12 protein-coding genes are annotated in these 18,959 nt (G+C 36.3%); 5 read left to right on the top strand and 7 right to left on the bottom strand.

From position 1 onward, the window contains the following. Positions 1-15: 15 nt before the first annotated feature. From AACZ41_RS03225 to AACZ41_RS03210, 4 genes are all read right to left on the bottom strand, one after another. A complete protein-coding gene (locus AACZ41_RS03225; protein ID WP_339626454.1) occupies positions 16-1,428 on the bottom strand; it encodes an ATP-binding protein in 1,413 nt (470 codons plus the stop codon). Between the two features lie 171 nt (positions 1,429-1,599). Next, on the bottom strand, positions 1,600-2,151 hold the full coding sequence (locus AACZ41_RS03220) for a CopD family protein (protein WP_339626452.1): 552 nt from the start codon (positions 2,149-2,151) through the stop codon (positions 1,600-1,602). Between the two features lie 81 nt (positions 2,152-2,232). Next, the gene (locus tag AACZ41_RS03215; protein WP_339626450.1) at positions 2,233-5,358 is read right to left on the bottom strand and encodes a glycosyl hydrolase; all 3,126 of its coding nucleotides are present in this window, start codon (positions 5,356-5,358) and stop codon (positions 2,233-2,235) included. A 75-nt stretch (positions 5,359-5,433) separates the two neighbouring features. Beyond that, on the bottom strand, positions 5,434-8,577 hold the full coding sequence (locus AACZ41_RS03210) for a glycosyl hydrolase (protein WP_339626448.1): 3,144 nt from the start codon (positions 8,575-8,577) through the stop codon (positions 5,434-5,436). 300 nt (positions 8,578-8,877) lie between these two features. On the opposite strand from AACZ41_RS03210, the gene AACZ41_RS03205 reads away from it, so the two are divergent. Further along, entirely contained in the window at positions 8,878-10,182 is a 1,305-nt protein-coding gene (locus tag AACZ41_RS03205; RefSeq protein WP_339626446.1) for a dienelactone hydrolase, read from the top strand. Between the two features lie 200 nt (positions 10,183-10,382). Here AACZ41_RS03205 and AACZ41_RS03200 read toward each other — a convergent pair whose 3' ends face one another. Both AACZ41_RS03200 and hemH read right to left on the bottom strand, forming a co-directional pair. Beyond that, entirely contained in the window at positions 10,383-11,774 is a 1,392-nt protein-coding gene (locus tag AACZ41_RS03200; RefSeq protein ID WP_339626444.1) for an MATE family efflux transporter, read from the bottom strand. Between the two features lie 89 nt (positions 11,775-11,863). After that, positions 11,864-12,907 carry a ferrochelatase gene (gene hemH / locus AACZ41_RS03195; RefSeq protein WP_339626442.1) on the bottom strand — a complete coding sequence of 348 codons (1,044 nt, stop codon included), beginning with the start codon at positions 12,905-12,907 and terminating at the stop codon, positions 11,864-11,866. Positions 12,908-13,073: 166 nt separating this feature from the next. Here hemH and AACZ41_RS03190 point away from each other — a divergent pair, with 166 nt between their 5' ends. After that, positions 13,074-14,138: a mechanosensitive ion channel domain-containing protein gene (locus AACZ41_RS03190; RefSeq protein WP_339626440.1), complete on the top strand. Its 1,065-nt coding sequence runs from the start codon at positions 13,074-13,076 to the stop codon at positions 14,136-14,138. Positions 14,139-14,147: 9 nt separating this feature from the next. Next, entirely contained in the window at positions 14,148-14,990 is an 843-nt protein-coding gene (locus AACZ41_RS03185; RefSeq protein WP_339626438.1) for an N-acetylmuramoyl-L-alanine amidase-like domain-containing protein, read from the top strand. An 8-nt stretch (positions 14,991-14,998) separates the two neighbouring features. On the opposite strand, the gene AACZ41_RS03180 is transcribed toward AACZ41_RS03185, so the two are convergent. Further along, a complete protein-coding gene (locus tag AACZ41_RS03180; protein ID WP_339626436.1) occupies positions 14,999-15,889 on the bottom strand; it encodes an AraC family transcriptional regulator in 891 nt (296 codons plus the stop codon). A gap of 191 nt (positions 15,890-16,080) precedes the next feature. Here AACZ41_RS03180 and hemA point away from each other — a divergent pair, with 191 nt between their 5' ends. Together hemA and hemC are read left to right on the top strand one after the other, a co-directional pair. Continuing rightward, the gene (gene hemA / locus AACZ41_RS03175) at positions 16,081-17,337 is read left to right on the top strand and encodes a glutamyl-tRNA reductase (protein ID WP_339626434.1); all 1,257 of its coding nucleotides are present in this window, start codon (positions 16,081-16,083) and stop codon (positions 17,335-17,337) included. Continuing rightward, complete coding sequence (hemC, locus tag AACZ41_RS03170) at positions 17,334-18,914, top strand: hydroxymethylbilane synthase (protein WP_339626432.1); 1,581 nt, start codon at positions 17,334-17,336, stop codon at positions 18,912-18,914. The genes hemA and hemC overlap by 4 nt, the downstream gene beginning before the upstream one ends. Positions 18,915-18,959: the final 45 nt, after the last annotated feature.

Below are 18,959 nucleotides of genomic sequence, written 5' to 3'. Positions count from 1 at the left end.
GTAGTTTTTGTCTTTTTATATATTTTCTTTCGGGAACTTTACACAAAACACGGTCCCTTTACCAGGTTGAGATGTAAATTCAATAGTCCCTTTATATGTTTCCACGATATTCTTGACCATACCTAACCCTAATCCCATCCCACTAGTTTTAGTAGTAAATTTAGGTTCAAATATTTTTTCCTCGTTTTCTTTTTCAATACCAATACCGTTATCAGCCACAGAAATTTTCACCATATCGCCCTCGGAAGCAACAGAAACCAAAACCCTTGGCGATGTTACATCAGGCACGGCCTGTATGGCATTTTTAACTAAATTGGTAACCACCCGTATTAATTGTGTACGGTCCAATTTCGCAATAATTTCTTCCTCATCGGCAATGAAATGAATATAATCCTCATTGAAAATATCCAAGGCCAACTTCACAATTTTTACAACATTCAGGGTCTCGTTTTGCTGTGCAGGCATTTCTGCAAAATTAGAAAATGCAGAAGCAATACTACTAAGTGTATCAATCTGTTGTATTAAAGTGTTTGAGTACTCTTTAACTTTCTCTTGAATTTTAGGGTCTTGAGGGTCGAATTTTCTCTCGAAACTCTGCACGCTCAAACGCATAGGGGTCAACGGATTCTTTATTTCATGCGCCACCTGTTTCGCCATTTCACGCCAAGCTTGCTCTCGTTCACTCTTAGCTAATTTTGCCGCACTATGACCTAATTCGTCGATCATTCCATTATAGGCCGAAATTAGTTTCTCAATTTCCTCCCCTGGGTTTTCTATAAATATTTTCTTATTCTGTTTGCTAAGGTCCGTACGTTCCATCATATCAGAAATAGTCTCTAAGGATCGGGTGATGTATTTTGAAATGAAGAAGGCAAATAAAATAGCCATGAGAAGCATGAGAAGGTACACGCCAGATAAGCGCATTAAAAACTCTTTCAGCTCATAATCATTAAAAGAATTATCTTCAAAATAAGGTAAGTTAAGTATACCTATCGGCTTAAACTTTTGGTCGGAAATATAGGTGAATGAAGCCTGGTACTTATCACCTGCCAAGGCATTTTCCCGAACATATCTCTTATTGGGGCTTATTTCTAATTTGTTCAATACCTCAGGGTCTAAACACATAGAAATGGAATCGTTGGCAAATTTGGGTCTAGAACTTTTTATAAGCTGCCCATCTAAGCTGTAAATATTAAAATTCATGTTCTGCACAACGGCAATCTCATAAATTTCATTTTTAAAAATAAGGTCTAGGTTTTCGGTAGTTACCGGATAGGTGGTTTTCTGAATGGCGAGGTCAATACTTTGGCGTATTTGCTCCTCTTTACGTTCCATTCTGTTTTCATGATAATCTTTAGACTGCTCACGGTATTGATACACCGTTACGCCTGCAATCAATACCGATGCGATAAGCACCAGAAAAATCATGGATAAGAAAATACGTGACCGTAAAGAAACCCTAGTTAACAAGTTGCTGTTATTTGGTCTAAAGTTAACAAATATCGCACCAAAAAAAATTCAAGTTCAATTACCAAGTTCAATCTAAAAATAGCTACTATAATAGTAACACCGTTTCATGAAGTAAAAAACTTCTGCTTTTTAAGCCTCAGAGTTCTTATTTCTAATTCTCTTATATAGCTTTATCCCAATCATCAAAAGTATTCCCAAAACAATAATCCCTACTATACCAAAAATCCAATTAAAAGCATGCTTTAAAATCACCAAGAATACAATTGCAAACAGGATTAGCGTAGCGCCCTCGTTCCAAATACGCATATAATTCGAGGTGTAATTAATTTCATCACGTTGAAACTTCCTGAAAATTTGATGGTTTTTTAAATGATAAAGAATCAATAATAATACAAAACCTAGTTTAACGTGCATCCATGGTTGTGTTAACCATCCAGGGTAAATTACTAAAAGCCAAATAGCAAAAAAAATTGCCAATATTGCAGAAGGCCAAGTGATAATGAACCAAAGTCTTTTGGTCATCAATTTTAACTGCTTAGAAAGGATTTCTTTTTCAGGTGATGGTTTTTGATTGGATTCTATATGATAAATGAATAACCTCGGAATATAAAAAAGCCCTGCAAACCATGTAATTACGAAGATGAGATGCAGGGATTTAATATAATTGTAATATTCTGTCATAATATGCTAAGTTCAAATACAGGAATCAAACTCAAGTTTAAAATTCAAGTTCAAAGTTAGCAAAAGCGAATAGATTCTTTATTATAATCTTATAGCTCCAATTCCAGCTTCCCACAATCTTTTATTATAGGCAGGAATAGCAGTGTTGATGAATTGATTGCCTTTTGATTTTAAACCTGACCATTGCGCATCTAATTCTGCTTTTCTGTCTATACTTGATTGGTTCAATCTTGGAATACTACTATTCGTCTGATTGATCATAAATATATATTCCGCTGAAAATTTATTCGGAAAATTCTCCACATCATCATAGGCTTGAGATTTACGTTGCACCATATCATTGTCCCACGCTTTTAGATCTGCTAGCAGTTTATCTCCTTCTTTCTTAACAGCAGCTTCGGTAACATTCTTTAATACCTTAGTTAAATTTTCTTGAACAGCATATAATTGATTAATCATGTTATGCATTGTAGTCAACTCAGCTTCAGCAGTCGTCATAAAAGCATCATACTCTTCATATTGACCAGGTTTCGTTTCATAGATTGGTACTTCTTTAATAGTCCCAGTTGTAGAAACAGATTGCCCATCAACCATTAATTTAAACGTATAAGTACCTGGAGAAACTTTGTGTCCGCTAAAACCAGCTTCTATATAGACATCTGGTATACCTGGCATAATTGGGTATTTCATATCCCATACAAAACGGTTCAACCCTTCTTTTTTACTAAGCACTGGTGCGGGTGGAGCTCCACCACCATTATGAGGTTTATAAGAAGGGTCTTTTTCTGAGCTAATAGTTCTTATAGTTTTACCATTTGAATCTGAAATTTCTAAGGTAATCTCAGTACTGTCCTTTAATTTAGTAAGCTCATAATATAGCACTATTCCGTTTGCCGGGTTGATACCTTCAAAAGTATCACTGCCTGTAAACTTATCTGAATTGCCATTTAATGGGCTACCCCAAGAGCCATTATAAGCATCTTTTGGTTTTAAAATTTGAAGTCCTTTTTTGGAAGGCTGATATTGACCCAATGCAACTACATCATCAAGAATCCAAAATGAACGACCCGAGGTTGCTACGACCATATCACCTTTGTGCATTTTTAAATCTGTAATTGGAGTATTCGGTAAATTCAACTGAAAAGGCTCCCAAGACTTACCTCCGTTCCATGATGTATATATTCCCTTTTCGGTACCGGCATACAAAAGGTCTTTTTTAAATTCATCTTCACGTACCACCCGTGTAAAAGCCCCGTAAGGAATACCGGAGTTTATCGCAATCCAGGTTTTTCCATAATCGGTCGTTTTATAAAAACCAGGAGTATAATCATTGAATTTATATCGTGTTGTAGCTATATAAGCCGTTGCCGCATCATGTGGAGACACTTCTATAGCGTTGATCAAACATTCCTTTAATCCTTTCGGAGTAACGTTTTCCCATGTTTCACCTCCGTTTTTAGTCAAATGCACTAATCCATCGTCACTGCCTGTCCAGATATATCCTTTTTCATGTGGAGATTCTAAAATATATGCCAATGTTCCATAATTTTCGGCACCTACTGCTTCGTTGGTATATGGTCCGCCACCGTTGCCTTGTTTTGCATCAATATCACGAGTTAAATCTGGAGAAATTTTATCCCAAGTCTTACCCATATCTCGAGTTCTAAAGACATATTGAGCACCGTGATAAAAGGTGCCTAATTCATGGGTTGAAGCTATTATGGGAGCATTCCAATTAAACAGATACTTCATGTTTCTAGCCTCACGACCTAAATACTGAATAGGAGCTTCCATAATCTGGGTTGAAGCTTTAGATTCCATATCCATAATTTCGATAGTACCTAAATATTGACCGCCCATAACATAACGCGGATTATCTGGGTCAAATGCTAAAAAGGCACTCTCACCTCCGGCAGAATCGGTCCAATCTCTAGTAGTTATGCTACCGCTACCTGTAGATAGGCTGGCGATTTTTACGGATGCATTATCCTGTTGACCTCCATAAATATTATAAGGAAACAAATTATCTACGTTAATACGATAAAATTGAGCAGTTGGCATATTACTTTGGGTAGACCAAGTTTTTCCGTAATCAAAAGAGACGGATGCGCCACCGTCATCTGCCAATATCATATTTTTAGAATCGTTGGGATTGATCCATAAATCATGCGTATCGCCATGGGCAACCTCAACATTCTCCCATGTTTTACCACCATCTTCAGAACGCAATGCTGGTGCACTTAACACATACACCGTATCCTCATCATTAGGATCTACAAACACCTCAATATAATACCATGCACGTTGTACCAATCTATTATCACCACTAGCCATAGTCCAGGATTCCCCTGCATCGTTTGACACGAAAAGTCCGCCTTTATCAGCATCTGAATCACTTTCAATCAATGCATATACTTTGTTGGAGTTTGATGGACTAACGGCAATTGCCATTTTGCCTTTTTCTTCTGGAAGACCTTTATGTATTTTCTTCCAAGTCTCTCCAGCATCGGTAGATTTATAGAGTCCGCTTCCAGGACCCCCACTTACTATCATATTCGGTTTACGCTGATACTCCCACATAGCGGCATACATGATTTCAGGATAATTTGCATCCATAGAAAGCTCAGATGCACCAGTTAATTCATTTACAAATAGCGTATTTGTCCATGTTTGACCACCGTCAGTTGATTTGTAAATACCACGTTCAGGATTACCTTCAAAGAGAGCTCCTTGAGCAGCTACATAAACGATATCAGGATTTGTAGGATGTATAATGATACGAGAAATATGTTGTGTCTTTTCTAGACCCATCTTTTTCCATGTATGGCCTGCATCTGTAGATTTATAGACGCCGTCACCATAGGATGTCATTACCCCACGTGGGGCATGTTCGCCCATACCAACATACACAATGTTCGGATTAGATATAGATACGGATACAGCACCTACAGAGCCTAATTCAAAAAAACCATCGGAAATATTCTCCCAACGCTGCCCGGCAGATTCTGTTTTCCATACTCCACCACCTGTAGTTCCCATATAATAAGTCATAGGGTCATCGACAACCCCTGTTGCGGTTACGGAGCGTCCACCCCTAAACGGGCCTATATTTCGAAATTTTAAAGGTTTAAAATAATCATTGGCTGTCTGTGCAAAAGTTATGGTGGCCAAGAGTACCGCCATGAAAAATAGTAGTTGTTTTTTCATTATAATTTGTTTGTTCTTTATCGTTGACTTTATAGATGAATCCCAGCTATTGCTAGAGAGGATTTATTTAATGTCCTATTCACTTTCTTCAATGAATAGATAATTCAACTTTAATTCATTAAATGCTGTATTAAATTCTTTCAATTCTGATGAGATCACTTCGTTAAAAATGTTGAGCTCGGTATTTATCTTAGCCGTTAGTTCATTCTTAACCGCGATATCTTGTTCCGTTGGAGGAAAATCATCTATTGAAACCAAGCTGTTTAAATGACCCAATTTGTTTGTCAGTTTTATAGGAAAATTTAATGGGTCCTGACCACTTCTGTTCTGTGTCTGGTACAATGCCTTTTCTACTTCACCCAACTTATCCTTCATTGCTTTAGCCTTTTCAACCAACTCTTTTGTTCGGTCATCATCTTTGTATTGTTCTTTGAAAGCATTTAATTGTTCCGTTACATTTCTAATCTTCTTTATAGATTGATGCGCATTTTCAATTGTGGTATTGATATCGGTAATAAAATCAAATTGTTTTTGCATTTCGGCAACCGAACTTTCTGCTCTTGGATCTGGTAGAATAGCAAAAGTCTCAGAGCTATTATTTCCATTAACATTTAGATGCACTTTATAGTTACCAGGTACTGCTTTTGCACCATCAAAACTGGCCCACCAAAAAATCATTCCTTCCAGTTTTTCTGCACCTTTACCACGGGTATCCCAAACAAAAGTATTACCGCCTTTTTTTACTTCCAACTTCTTCTCCTTTTTCTTGGCAGACGAATTGTAGTTTGCCAAGGTATCGCCAGCCATATTTGTATAGGTCAATTGAACAGTATCCTTTTCTGTATAATTTTTAAGCAAAAAATGTGTGATTACACCATTCTCTAAATTCTGCCCAGCTGTTTTAGAAGGCTTTTTAGATGCTCTCCCTTTTGTACGGTAAGACTCTCTTGGCTTAAAAAGAATCGTGTTTTGATTTTTCTTGCCTTCATCTAATTGATGTAGCACTGTTAAATCATCAATAATCCATAAGCTACGCCCTTGTGTTGCAACGATTAGGTTATCATCTTTAATAGCTAAGTCAGTAATTGGAACAATTGGTAAATTCATCTGGAATGGAGACCAGCTAGCACCATCATTAAATGAAATGTACATACCCGATTCAGTACCTGCATATAATAATCCTTTCTTTTTAGGATCTTCGCGAACTACCCTTGTAAAATGTTCTGCAGGAATACCGTTCGTTATTTTTATCCAAGTTTTACCGTAATCAGTAGTTTTGTACAAATACGGTTGAAAATCACCCAACTTATATCTTGTAGCGGCCACATAGCATGTACCTTCATCAAAATAAGATGGTTCTATGCTATTGATCATATTCCAATCAGGCATATTGGTAGGAGTAACATTATCCCATGTTGCGCCAGAATCTTTAGAAACATGAATTAATCCGTCATCACTACCTACCCAAAGAATACCTTCTTTCAACGGACTTTCATTCGCCGCAAAAATAGTACAATAATATTCTACACTGGTATTATCTTGTGTGATTGGACCACCACTAGAACCCAATTTTGTAGGGTCATTTCGAGTTAAATCTCCACTTAACACTTCCCAACTCTGACCTTCATTTTCCGTTACATGTACATAGTTAGAAAACGTGTACAGTTTTTTCGGATTATGTCTGCTGAACATAATAGGAAAATTCCATTGAAAACGATATTTCATGGCTTCTGCACCTGCACCCATTGGGTTATCTGGCCATACATTAATACCTCTAACGGTACCTTTATCATGATTTACACGAGTTAAGAATCCATCATAACTACCTCCATAAACGATGTCGTCATTTTTAGGGTCAACAGCTATCCAGGCCGATTCACCGCCGGCGGTTTCTTCCCAATTGCCATCACCAATAGAATTTTCATCACTTCTATGATCTATACGTAAAGTAGAATTGTCTTGTTGTGCAACATATATTCTGTATGGAAATGAATTATCTGTTGTTACTCGATAAAACTGTGCAGTAGGTTGGTTATAATATGTACTCCATGTTTCACCGCCATCATATGAAATTTGTGCACCACCATCATCGCCAATAATCATACGTTGCGAATCTTCAGGTGAAATCCATAAATCATGATGATCCCCATGAGGTGCATTGAATGTTTTAAATGATTTACCCCCATCTGTAGACTTGTGATAATTTACATTTAATACATAAACCACATCTTCATCTTGGGTATCTGCATAAACTCTTGTATAATACCAAGCTCGTTGTCTAATTTTTCTTTCTTCATTAATGACAGACCAAGTTTTACCACCATCATCAGAACGGTATAAACCTCCCTTTTCCTTGTTCTCTACAATTGCCCATACACGCTCAGAGTTTTTTGGAGAAACTGCTACGCCAATAATACCTAAAGTATCTTTTGGAAAACCTTCATTCTTAGAAATCTCTGTCCAAGTTTCACCGCTATCCACACTCTTCCATAATGCTGAACCCTCTCCACCACTAATTAAGCTATAAGGTGTGCGCTGCGCATGCCAAGTAGAAGCATATAAAATTCTTGGATTATTAGGGTCAAAAGTTAAATCGACAGCACCCGCTTGTTCGTTTACAAATAATACTTGTTTCCAGTTTTCTCCACCATCGGTACTTTTATATACTCCCCGTTCTTTAGTTGGTTTGTATATATCACCTAACACAGCTGCATAAACTGTATTATAATCTGTAGGATGAACACGAAGTCTTGGTACATGTCTACTTTTTTCTAAACCAGCAGAAGCCCATGTTTTACCACCATCTTCGGTTTTCCAAACTCCATAACCCGAGGAAACATTTCCTCGCAAGGTTTTTTCACCTCCACCAACATAAATTACGTTCGGGTCACTCTTAGCAACCTCAACGGCACCGATACTTCCACCAAAATAGCCATCGGATATATTGTCCCAAGTACGTCCACCGTCTAATGTTTTCCATACACCACCACCAGCAGCACCGAAATAAAATAAATTAGGTTCGCCAGGAACCCCGGTTACGGCAGCAGAACGACCACCACGAAACGGACCTATTAAACGATAATCTAAACTTGAATAGAGTTCTTCTGGGTAAGTTGGAGCATTATTTTGAGAATTATTCCTTCTTTGAGATAATAAGGATAAAGGCAATAGTAAAAGTACAAGCATGATAATGCCCGCCTTGGTAAGGTGCTTTTTCATTTTCTTAGTTTGATATTAGTCTATCCTAAAATTACACAAATTGTTGTGAAAATGTTGATTTTAAGATTTTATTGGCATTCCTCTAGAGGCACATTTATCAAATTATCAATCCATACATAGTTTCTATCATTAATATTCAAAAGATGTTCTAAAAACTCTATTTAATATATTCTAGCTATATGGTATATGCTTGGCTTTTTAAAAGTCAGAATGACAACTAAAAGAAACAGTTCAACAAAATTGAAAAAACGCAATCAATATTTAAAGTATTCCTATATTTAAACGAATAAACTGACAATTATGAAAATTAGACCACTATTACTTTCTTTATCACTAATAACATTTCTATTAAATGGGTTTGCCATTACTTCGATAAATGCTCAAACACAAGACTTTTTATACGGAGACCTGTTGCCCGATGCCCCAGAACTTAGTGCAAGAGGTGAGTTTAAAGTTGGTGTACAAACCATAAATCTTGTCAACAAGAATCAAGTTGATATTTTAAACTCAAAAGAAGGAAAAGACCCTGTATATGACAGACCCATAACCATTGAAGTTTGGTATCCTGCAAGTGTAGGTGATAATGCCAATACAGTAATTTACGACGAAGTAATGGGAACTGCAGGTGATACCTTAAGACCATTAACTCCGTTTACCTTTAAGGGAAGAGCATACAGAGATGTACAGCCGAAAACCGGCACTCAATTTCCTTTAGTGGTAGTATCACATGGTTATGTTGGCTCACGCTATTTAATGACTTATTTGACCGAAAACTTAGCATCTAAAGGATATATCGTAGCAGCTATAGATCATACCGATTCTACTTTTAAAGACGCCAATGCATTTCAAAGTACTCTTTTAAATAGACCAAAAGATATTCGCTTTGTCATAAACGAAATGGAAAAATTAGGAGCTCAAGGTTCCAAAAGCAACTTGGAGGGTTTAGTTGATGCAAATAACACAGCCATAATCGGATATTCTATGGGTGGTTACGGAGTACTTAATGTTGGCGGGGCAGGATATAGCGAAGCGTTAGCAGGATTTTTCTCAGGAATGACAGGTGGTAGCACTTCTATTTCTGTTAATACAGCTAGTAATGAAGAATATAAAAAACTAGCTGATGACAGAATTAAAGCTATTGTTGCCTTTGCACCTTGGGGAATGGAACGTGGTGTTTGGGATGCTGAAGGATTAAAGGGATTAAAAACTCCGACATTCTTTATTGCCGGTAGTCAAGATGATATTTCCGGTTATGAGAAAGGAATAAAAGCTATATACGAAGGAGCCGTAAATGCAGACCGATTTATGTTGACCTACCAAAATGCACGGCATAACGTAGCACCTAATCCTCCGCCAGTAGAGGCACTGGCGCCAGGTTTGCATATAGATGAGTATTTCAGGTATGCAGAACCTTCTTGGGACCAACGTAAAATAAATAACATCAACCAACATTTTGTAACCGCATTTCTTGGAAAGCATTTAAAAAATCAAGACAACTCCAAGTTTCTAGAGGTTCAAGAAAATTCAAACAAAAAAGATTGGACAGGTTTTAAGCCAAGGTCGTCTACTGGAATGGAGTTGCTACACACTACCCCAAACAACTAATTTCTTTGTCTAAAATCTAGGGACTTGACAGCTACTTCCTTTAGTAATTTCATATAGGTAATCTGATTGTTTATCAACCTGCCCAAGCTTCCGTATCAAAAAAGATTGTTACAGAAATTAATTGTGATAAGATAAAAATCATACGTGTGTTTTAAGTGTTTCTAAAGCTACCTACGTATGATTTTTTATTGGGTTTGGTTTTACTGCATTTTTTCAGAAACTAATGTTCTATTTACCTCTTTACGTAAATAATATCCGGTTACAATTGTAGCAAGTACATCTGCAATCGGGAAAGAGATCCAAACCCCTAATTCACCTAGATAAATTGGCAAAATAAGAATGAGTGGAATAAAGAAAAATCCTTGTCTACACAACGTCAACAATAAAGCTGGTACGGCTTTACCTATCGCCTGAAAATAGGCAGCACCAATTAATTGCAGCGCAATAATCGGTGTAGCTGCAAACACCCAACGCATGGCCGAAGGGGTGTTTTCAAGAACGAATTTATTCGTAGCAAGCTCTACAGAGCTCATACCTTGTTTATGGCTAAGAAAAAGTCCGGCAATCTCCTCTGGGAAAATCATCAATCCAGCAAAAACAATAGTAGCAAGAATTGCGGCATATTTTATTGCGGTGTAAATAGACTCTTTTACCCTATCAAATTTTCCAGCTCCATAATTGAATCCGGCAATAGGTAAAAATCCTTGTGTAACCCCGAAAACCGGAAAAAGAGCAAACATCAACATTCTACCGATTATGGCATAAACAGCGACCATAGCTTCGCCTCCTAAATCAAAAAGAATATTATTCATTAAAAGATAAATAATACTTACAACGGCCTGCCTTGATAGAGTCACAAACCCTAAGGAGCTTATTTCCTTAAGAATTCTAAAATTAATTCCGAAATCCTGCAGATTTAATTTAAGTTCAGAATGTTTGGAGAGAAAAAAATAAAGGATGTAACAAAAACATAAAAAATAACTAATTGTTGTTGCCCAAGCAGCACCTTCCATACCATAATCCAATACATTGATGAAGATATAATCCATTAAAAGATTACCTATGGACGGTATGATCATGGCGATCATGGCAAATTTAGGTTTGCCTTCAGCCCTAATTACAGCATTACCCATCATGTTCAGAGCTAATAGCGGCACCCCGTACAATACAATTACATAATAAATTTTGGCTAGTTCAAATATAGAACCCTTACCACCAAATGCCGGAATAAGGTTATCTACAAAAGCAAGGCCCAATGCAACCATGATGGTTGTAATTAAAATTGTAAAGGAGATTTGATTCCCAAAGGTTCGCAGTGCCTTTTTCTTATTGTTGGCACCCAATGCACGAGAAATAATACTGGCACCACCAATACCGATCGACATACCCAATGCACCAATAAAAAAAGAGACTGGCAATACCACATTTATTGCCGCAATTGCGATAGAACCGATCCAATTACCTACAAAGATAGAATCTACCAAAACATTGAGGGACATCACCAATATTCCAATACTGGCGGGAACGGCCTGTTTAATGAGCAAACTTGAGATAGATTCCGAGCCTAATTGTTCAGCGGATACATTTGCCATTTTTTAAGTTTATTGTTTGGCATTAATATTCCTTGAAAGGAATTTATGTAAACTCCAGAACCTTTGAAGTGATTTATATTTCCAGTACATTAAGTACTTGGTGTAACAGCCAATTTACCAGTGGCCTCCCACTCATTCACCCATTTAGCCATCACCTTTACCCATGCTTCATTATCATTCATACAGGGTATGTGCTTATACTTTTCACCACCAGCTTCCATGAACTGTTCTTTACCCTCCATGGCTATTTCCTCTAAGGTTTCTAAACAATCGCTAACAAAAGCGGGAGTAATGACTGCTAAGCGTTTTTTTCCTTCTTTAGCCAAACGTACAAATTCAAAATCCGTATACGGTTTTAACCACGGGTCACCAGCTAAACGAGATTGAAAAGAAGAGCTAACTTGTTCTTCAGGCAATCCTAAATATGCCTTAACCATTTCAGTAGTATCATAAACTTGATGTCTATAACAGGTATTATGTGCTACTGAGTTAATCTTACAACAACTACCATCAATTTTACAATGAAAACGTGTTGGATCACTTTTGCGAATATGACGTTCTGGAATACCATGATATGAAAACAATATGTGGTCGTAATCGAAATCTTTTAATCCGTCTTTAATACTTTCTGAAAGGGCTTGTATATAATCTGTATTTTTATAAAAAGCAGGTAACGTAGTTACTTCCATTTCAGGAAAATATCGCTGTTGTTCCTCTAAAACTTTTACCACAACTGTTTCAAAGCTAGACATAGCATAGTGCGGATATAAGGGAACCAATAGAACCTCATCTACTCCCTTATCCTTCAACTCTTGCAACGCATTTTTAATGGTCATTGTACCATATCTCATACCTAACGCAACCGGCATTTTTGTGTGTTGTTGTACTTTATTGGCAAAGCGTTCAGATAGTACTATTAGTGGCGAACCTTCCTCCCACCAAATTTTAGCATAGGCCTTAGCTGATTTCTTTGGTCTGGTTTGCAAAATAATTCCCTTTACAAGAAAAGCGCGTAACCATTTAGGGGCATCAATAACCCTTTCATCCATTAAAAATTCATCTAAATAAGGTTTTACATCTTTTGCGGTCGGACTTTCCGGCGAACCCAAATTGACCAATAATATTCCTTTCATAGCGTTAGTTTTTCCAAGTGCAAAAATAAGACAAGAAATACTACCTACATTTGTGAACCAAAAAAAGTTTCAAATCGATGCATAAGTAAAGTTGATAGTGTTTAACCTTTCCTATTTGCATATTTAAATGCCTAAATTTGTTCTTTACACACGAAAGCTACACTGAATGCAAAAATTAACCAATAATCCGATACTGTTAGCTTACATATTTGGTGCAATCTTAGTATTATTATTGCTTCAATTAATTACTGTTAAATTGTTAAGAAGGTTAGGTAAAAATCCTAAATATCTTCTTGATAAAGAGGATATTAAAAATATCACAAAGCCCATCTTTATAATATTTATTGCCATTGCAATCCGTATTAAACCGTTTCATAACCTTTTGGGGTTTGAAGAGATTACCTATCTGCTAAGTAAGATCAGTACTATTTCTATAATTTTTGCCTTTACCTGGCTACTAATAATTGGGCTGAAAATTACAAAGAGGAAAATCATTAAAAATTACGATGTTAATTCAGTCGATAATTACAGGGCACGTAAGGTCTATACCCAATTTAATATATTAGAGCGCATCATCATTTTCATCATCATCATCATAGGGGCAAGTATCGCCCTTATGAGTTTTGAGAGCATACGCGAAATCGGTGTTAGTATTTTTGCCTCCGCTGGGGTTGCAGGTATCATTGTAGGTCTTTCTGCCCAAAAAATGATTGCGAGTATTTTAGCGGGAATACAAATTGCCATAGCGCAACCTATAAAAATTGACGATGTGGTTATTGTCGAAGGTGAATGGGGTAGAATCGAGGAAATTACACTGACTTACGTAGTTGTAAATATTTGGGATAAAAGAAGATTGATTGTACCCACCTCTTATTTTATCGAAAAACCCTTTCAAAATTGGACGAAGAAATCGGCCGACCTACTAGGTACTATATATTTATATACCGATTATAGAGTTTCATTTGATGCCCTTAGAAAAGAACTTGAACGGGTTTTAAAAACTACCGATTTATGGGATGGAATAAACCAAAACATTCAAGTGACAGATTCTAAGCCTACTTGTGTTGAAATAAGGGCTATGGTAAGTGCACAAGATGCATCTACACTTTGGGATTTAAGGGTTTTTGTTCGTGAAAAACTAATTACTTTTTTACAGAAAAATTATCCTGAGAGTATCGTACATACCAGAGTACTTATGGAAAATAATACAGAAAAGAGTAATAATATATAATTCTATATCATGCGTCAGTTTTTACTACTACTAATAGTACTTATCAACTCTCAGTTAGGGTTCACACAACAAATCACCTGCTCCCCGAAGGACAAAGAAGCAGTTGAGAAAAAAATTAACGAAATCGATGGTTATTTAAATTCTGATTTTGGAAGCACAATAGTATCCGTTGGTAAAACCTTCATGAAAACACCATACGTAGCCAAAACTCTAGAAATTGGGGATACTGAAACGTTAGTAGTAAATCTGCAAGGATTAGATTGTACCACTTTTGTTGAGAATGTATTGGCGTTCTCAATGCTTCTTAGACAAAAAGAAAATTCGTTTGATGCATTTGTTGAAAATCTTGAAGTTATACGGTATAAAGATGGTGCTCTTAATGGGTACGCATCACGCTTGCACTACTTCTCTGAATGGATTGCCAATAATGCCAAAAAAGGAATTCTGAAAGATATAACTGGTGAAATTGGTGGTACAGAAATCACCAAGGATATTAATTTTATGAGTACCCACAGAGATTTGTATCCTTTTTTGGCAGATGACACAAATTTCGATAAAATAAACGCTTCAGAAAATTATCTAAATAGTCAGGCCATATGTGTTTTGGCACAAGACAAAATTGCTGAAAACGAGTACCTAATTCAATCTGGTGATATCATCGCCTTAGCCACCTCAATTAACGGATTAGATGTTACCCATACAGGTATAGCAACACGAGAAAAAGACGGTAGAATTCATTTACTGCATGCATCTACAGGTTCTATGGAGGTTGAAGTTTCCAAGTTACCTTTAGCCGATTATTTAAAAGGAATTAAAAGCAATACAGGTATTATGGTCGCTAGGCCTCTATAACTATTCTTTTAATTTCCTGTCAACGCAATTAAGTATTTCTTTGGAGTGGTATTGTATTTTTTCTTGAACGCTGCTATAAAATGACTTGCCGTACTATACCCAACCTTTAAACCTATTTCATTAACGTTATACTGTCCGGTTTCCAATAACCGTTTTGCGTAGTCCATTTTATGGTCGAATAAAAAACTGTAAACAGAATCTCCATAAATTTGCTTAAAGCCATCTTTCAATCTCTTTAAGCTTATACCGACTTCGCTCGCCAGCACTGTCAATGTAGGTGGCTCGGCCATATTTGCAAGAATGATATCTTTAGCTCGTTTAATTTTCTTAACATTTTCTTCATCCGCTAGATAAGGACACTGCTCTATATCTGCATTCGGACTCCTATTGAAATACAAAGCGATTAATTCATAAATCTTGCCTTTTACATATAACGCTTTTATTGATGGATGCAGATTGTAATTAATAATCTGACTCAATATAACCGCAATCGATGGTGAAAAAGGTTCTTGAGCGTAATACTTCTTCTCTTTATTATCTGTACTTAGAAAAGGAATATAATCAGCTTCTGCGGTAAATAGGGAATGAAATTTTCTTAAGGTCATTACAACTGAAACTATAGAAGATTTTGGCTCTAATTTTAAATCTAGCGGTAGGTCTAACTGCATATTATATAGTAGTAAAGAGTTTTCTTCTGTAACATTTAAACTATAACTACCTTGATTAAACGAAAATGTACCCTTACCCTTCAAACAAAAATGAAATTGAATAAATTTCTTATTAATTTCACGAGAATAGCTAACATTAACATCTTCCTCATTATGAAATTTAAGTACGTAAAATCCGTCTTCAATCAGTACCTCATCATATGACCTTTGAGCGTTATTTTTAACTTCCATTTTCCTAAAATAGTTTTGTATCTATTTAGAAAGCGTCTAAATAAATAGTTTGCATTTGTCTTAAAACCCTATAAAATTATGCTATTAAACTGATATATATCATTTTTCATCCAAAAATTCTGCAGACGACACTTATTGTACCGCAAGCGTTATTTTTATTAGATTGACAGCCATACTTTTGTATCCGCTTTATGAAGGACTATCATATTTCTAAACACAACTCCTTTTACACAATTGGCCTTAACTATAAAAAGGCTGATGCCGTTGCGCGTGGTAAATTTAGTTTAGATGAAGTTGCAGTCAACAAGCTTTTGACAGAAGCAAAGAATCAAGGTATTGATGGTCTATTAGCAACATCTACTTGTAACCGTACAGAACTGCACGGTTTTGCCCAACATCCTTTTCAACTTATAAAATTATTATGCGACCATTCTAACGGAACCGTTGAAGCGTTTCAAGAAGTTGCCTATGTGTATAAAAACAAAGAAGCTATCAATCATCTGTTTAGAGTAGGTACTGGATTGGATAGTCAAATTCTTGGGGATTTTGAAATTATCAGTCAATTAAAGCAAAGTTTTAAGCGTTCAAAAGAATTGGGTATAGCCAATCCTTTTATAGAACGTCTATGCAACAGTATTATACAGGCAAGCAAGCGTATAAAGAATGAAACCGAAATTTCATCGGGAGCTACGTCGGTTGCCTTTGCATCCGTTCAATATATTTTACGCAATGTTAAAAATGTATCAGAGAAGAATATTCTTTTATTCGGTACAGGAAAAATTGGTCGTAATACGTGTGAAAATTTAATTAAGCACACCAAGAATCCGCATATCACCTTAATCAATAGAACTAAAGGCAAGGCTGAGCAAATTGCTGGTAAATTCAACCTAATGGTGAAAGATTATGGCGATTTACAATCAGAAATAAGGAAATCGGATATTTTAGTGGTTGCCACAGGTGCACAAAAGCCTACGATTACCAAAGAATTGATTTATACGAATAAGCCTTTATTGATATTAGACCTTTCAGTTCCTAAAAATGTGGACGATACCATTTCCAATATGGAAAACGTAACCGTTATTCATTTAGATCATCTATCTCAAATGACCGATGAAACTTTAGAGCGTAGAAAACAATTTATTCCGGAGGCAGAAGCCATAAACGAAGAGGTAAAATACGATTTTAATCAGTGGCTAGAAACTCGAAAATTTGCCCCTGTTATAAAAGCATTGAAGAAAAAGCTGAAGACCATGAAAGATGAAGAGCTTGACTATCAATCTAAGAAAACAGTCAATTTCAACGCAGATCAGGCAGATGTCATTACAAATCGTATTATTCAAAAAATAACTACACAATTTGCAAATCATCTTAAGGATGACTCGGTAGATTCCAATTCAAGTTTAGAATTTATCCAAAAAGTATTTCAATTAGAATTGGACGAAAAATGAGTAAAGTAATACGATTAGGAACACGCGATAGCGAATTAGCGTTATGGCAGGCAAACACCGTTAAGGACCAATTACAAGCTTTAGGGCATATCGTTAAATTAGTCCCTGTAAAATCAACAGGAGATTTAGTCTTAGATAAACCTCTTTATGAGTTGGGCATAACTGGTATTTTTACAAAAACTTTGGATGTAGCCATGCTAAATGGAGACATCGACATCGCTGTTCACTCAATGAAAGATGTTCCTACAGCACTACCAAAGGGTATTGTTAAAGCTGCTGTTTTAAAACGCGGTAATTACATGGACATCATGGCATTTAAAGATAACGAGGAGTTTTTAGGATCTCGTGATGCCGTTATTGCAACAGGAAGTTTACGCAGACAAGCGCAATGGCTGAATAGATACCCGACGCACACTATTGTTGATTTAAGAGGAAACGTAAACAGTAGATTAGAAAAACTATATAATAACGAATGGAACGGTGCCATATTTGCCGCTGCCGGTTTAGAGCGTATTGGTTTAGAGCCTGAAAATACTATAGGACTAACATGGATGCTACCTGCTCCTGCTCAAGGTGCAATCATGGTCGTTGCTATGGAAAATGATGATGAAATTCGCGAGGCATGCGCACAATTAAACCATGAGGAAACGGACACCTGTGTTACTCTAGAAAGAGAATTTTTACGAGAACTTGAAGGCGGTTGTAGTGCTCCAATTGGAGCTTTATCTTACATTAATAAAGAAAATATTGTCACCCTTAAAGGCGTATTACTTAATGTTGACGGAAGCAAAAAGCTAGAAGCAGAATTAACTGCACCTTTAGGAAAACATAAAAATTTAGGTATAGACTGTGCTAAAAGTATTTTAGCAAGAGGTGGTAAAAGGTTAATGACCGAATTGGCTAATGCCGGTTTGGAAATAAATATTTTTTCTACCAAAAAATTGACTCCGCCACAACAACTTCTACTTAATATTTCGGTAAATGCAGATTCAGATGATTTTATAAAGATTAGTCCCAACCGAATTTCGCCGATTGTTTTAAAGAAGAAACACAAAAACGTGGTATTCACGAGTAAAAATGCTGTTGAAGCTGTTTTAACAAGTAGCAGCGCTGTGGAGCTTGATTTCGAAAATATTTATTGTGTTGGCAGAAAAACACGTCGATTTATTAAAAACAAATTCGGTAAGATAACGCATTATGAAAACAACGCTAAAGATTTAGCTAACCATCTAATAGAATTTATAGATGGTTCAGAGGTCACCTATTTTCATGGTAATTTAAGTCTAGATGAGTTACCAAGTATTTTAGAGGAAAACAATATAACCATAAATGCAATTGAGGCGTATAGAACTAAACTATCTGGCAAATCGATACCAGAAACCGTAAAAGGTATCATGTTCTATAGTCCATCAAACGTAGAAAGTTTTTTAAAGGAAAACTCAGCTGACAAAGTAGCCTATTGTATTGGTGAAACTACGGCAAAAGCCGCTAGAGAACACTTCAAAGAAGTAAAAGTTGCTAAAATACCTACCGTAGAAAGTGTTATAGATCTAGTAAACCAAGATTATAAGGATTAGCCTTTGGCTGTTGGCTTAATATAAAATTATTGACTTTACGAGCGT

This window comes from uncultured Maribacter sp., from assembly GCF_963974015.1.
Lineage (GTDB): Bacteria > Bacteroidota > Bacteroidia > Flavobacteriales > Flavobacteriaceae > Maribacter.
This window is presented reverse-complemented; position numbering and strand designations above follow the sequence as displayed.

What these genes read in the sequence shown, in the direction of transcription:
- AACZ41_RS03225 (WP_339626454.1), bottom strand. Translation starts at nt 1,428, where the DNA reads ATGATTTTTCTGGTGCTTATCGCATCGGTATTGATTGCAGGCGTAACG.
- AACZ41_RS03220 (WP_339626452.1), bottom strand. Translation starts at nt 2,151, where the DNA reads ATGACAGAATATTACAATTATATTAAATCCCTGCATCTCATCTTCGTA.
- AACZ41_RS03215 (WP_339626450.1), bottom strand. Translation starts at nt 5,358, where the DNA reads ATGAAAAAACAACTACTATTTTTCATGGCGGTACTCTTGGCCACCATA.
- AACZ41_RS03210 (WP_339626448.1), bottom strand. Translation starts at nt 8,577, where the DNA reads ATGAAAAAGCACCTTACCAAGGCGGGCATTATCATGCTTGTACTTTTA.
- AACZ41_RS03205 (WP_339626446.1), top strand. Translation starts at nt 8,878, where the DNA reads ATGAAAATTAGACCACTATTACTTTCTTTATCACTAATAACATTTCTA.
- AACZ41_RS03200 (WP_339626444.1), bottom strand. Translation starts at nt 11,774, where the DNA reads ATGGCAAATGTATCCGCTGAACAATTAGGCTCGGAATCTATCTCAAGT.
- hemH (WP_339626442.1), bottom strand. Translation starts at nt 12,907, where the DNA reads ATGAAAGGAATATTATTGGTCAATTTGGGTTCGCCGGAAAGTCCGACC.
- AACZ41_RS03190 (WP_339626440.1), top strand. Translation starts at nt 13,074, where the DNA reads ATGCAAAAATTAACCAATAATCCGATACTGTTAGCTTACATATTTGGT.
- AACZ41_RS03185 (WP_339626438.1), top strand. Translation starts at nt 14,148, where the DNA reads ATGCGTCAGTTTTTACTACTACTAATAGTACTTATCAACTCTCAGTTA.
- AACZ41_RS03180 (WP_339626436.1), bottom strand. Translation starts at nt 15,889, where the DNA reads ATGGAAGTTAAAAATAACGCTCAAAGGTCATATGATGAGGTACTGATT.
- hemA (WP_339626434.1), top strand. Translation starts at nt 16,081, where the DNA reads ATGAAGGACTATCATATTTCTAAACACAACTCCTTTTACACAATTGGC.
- hemC (WP_339626432.1), top strand. Translation starts at nt 17,334, where the DNA reads ATGAGTAAAGTAATACGATTAGGAACACGCGATAGCGAATTAGCGTTA.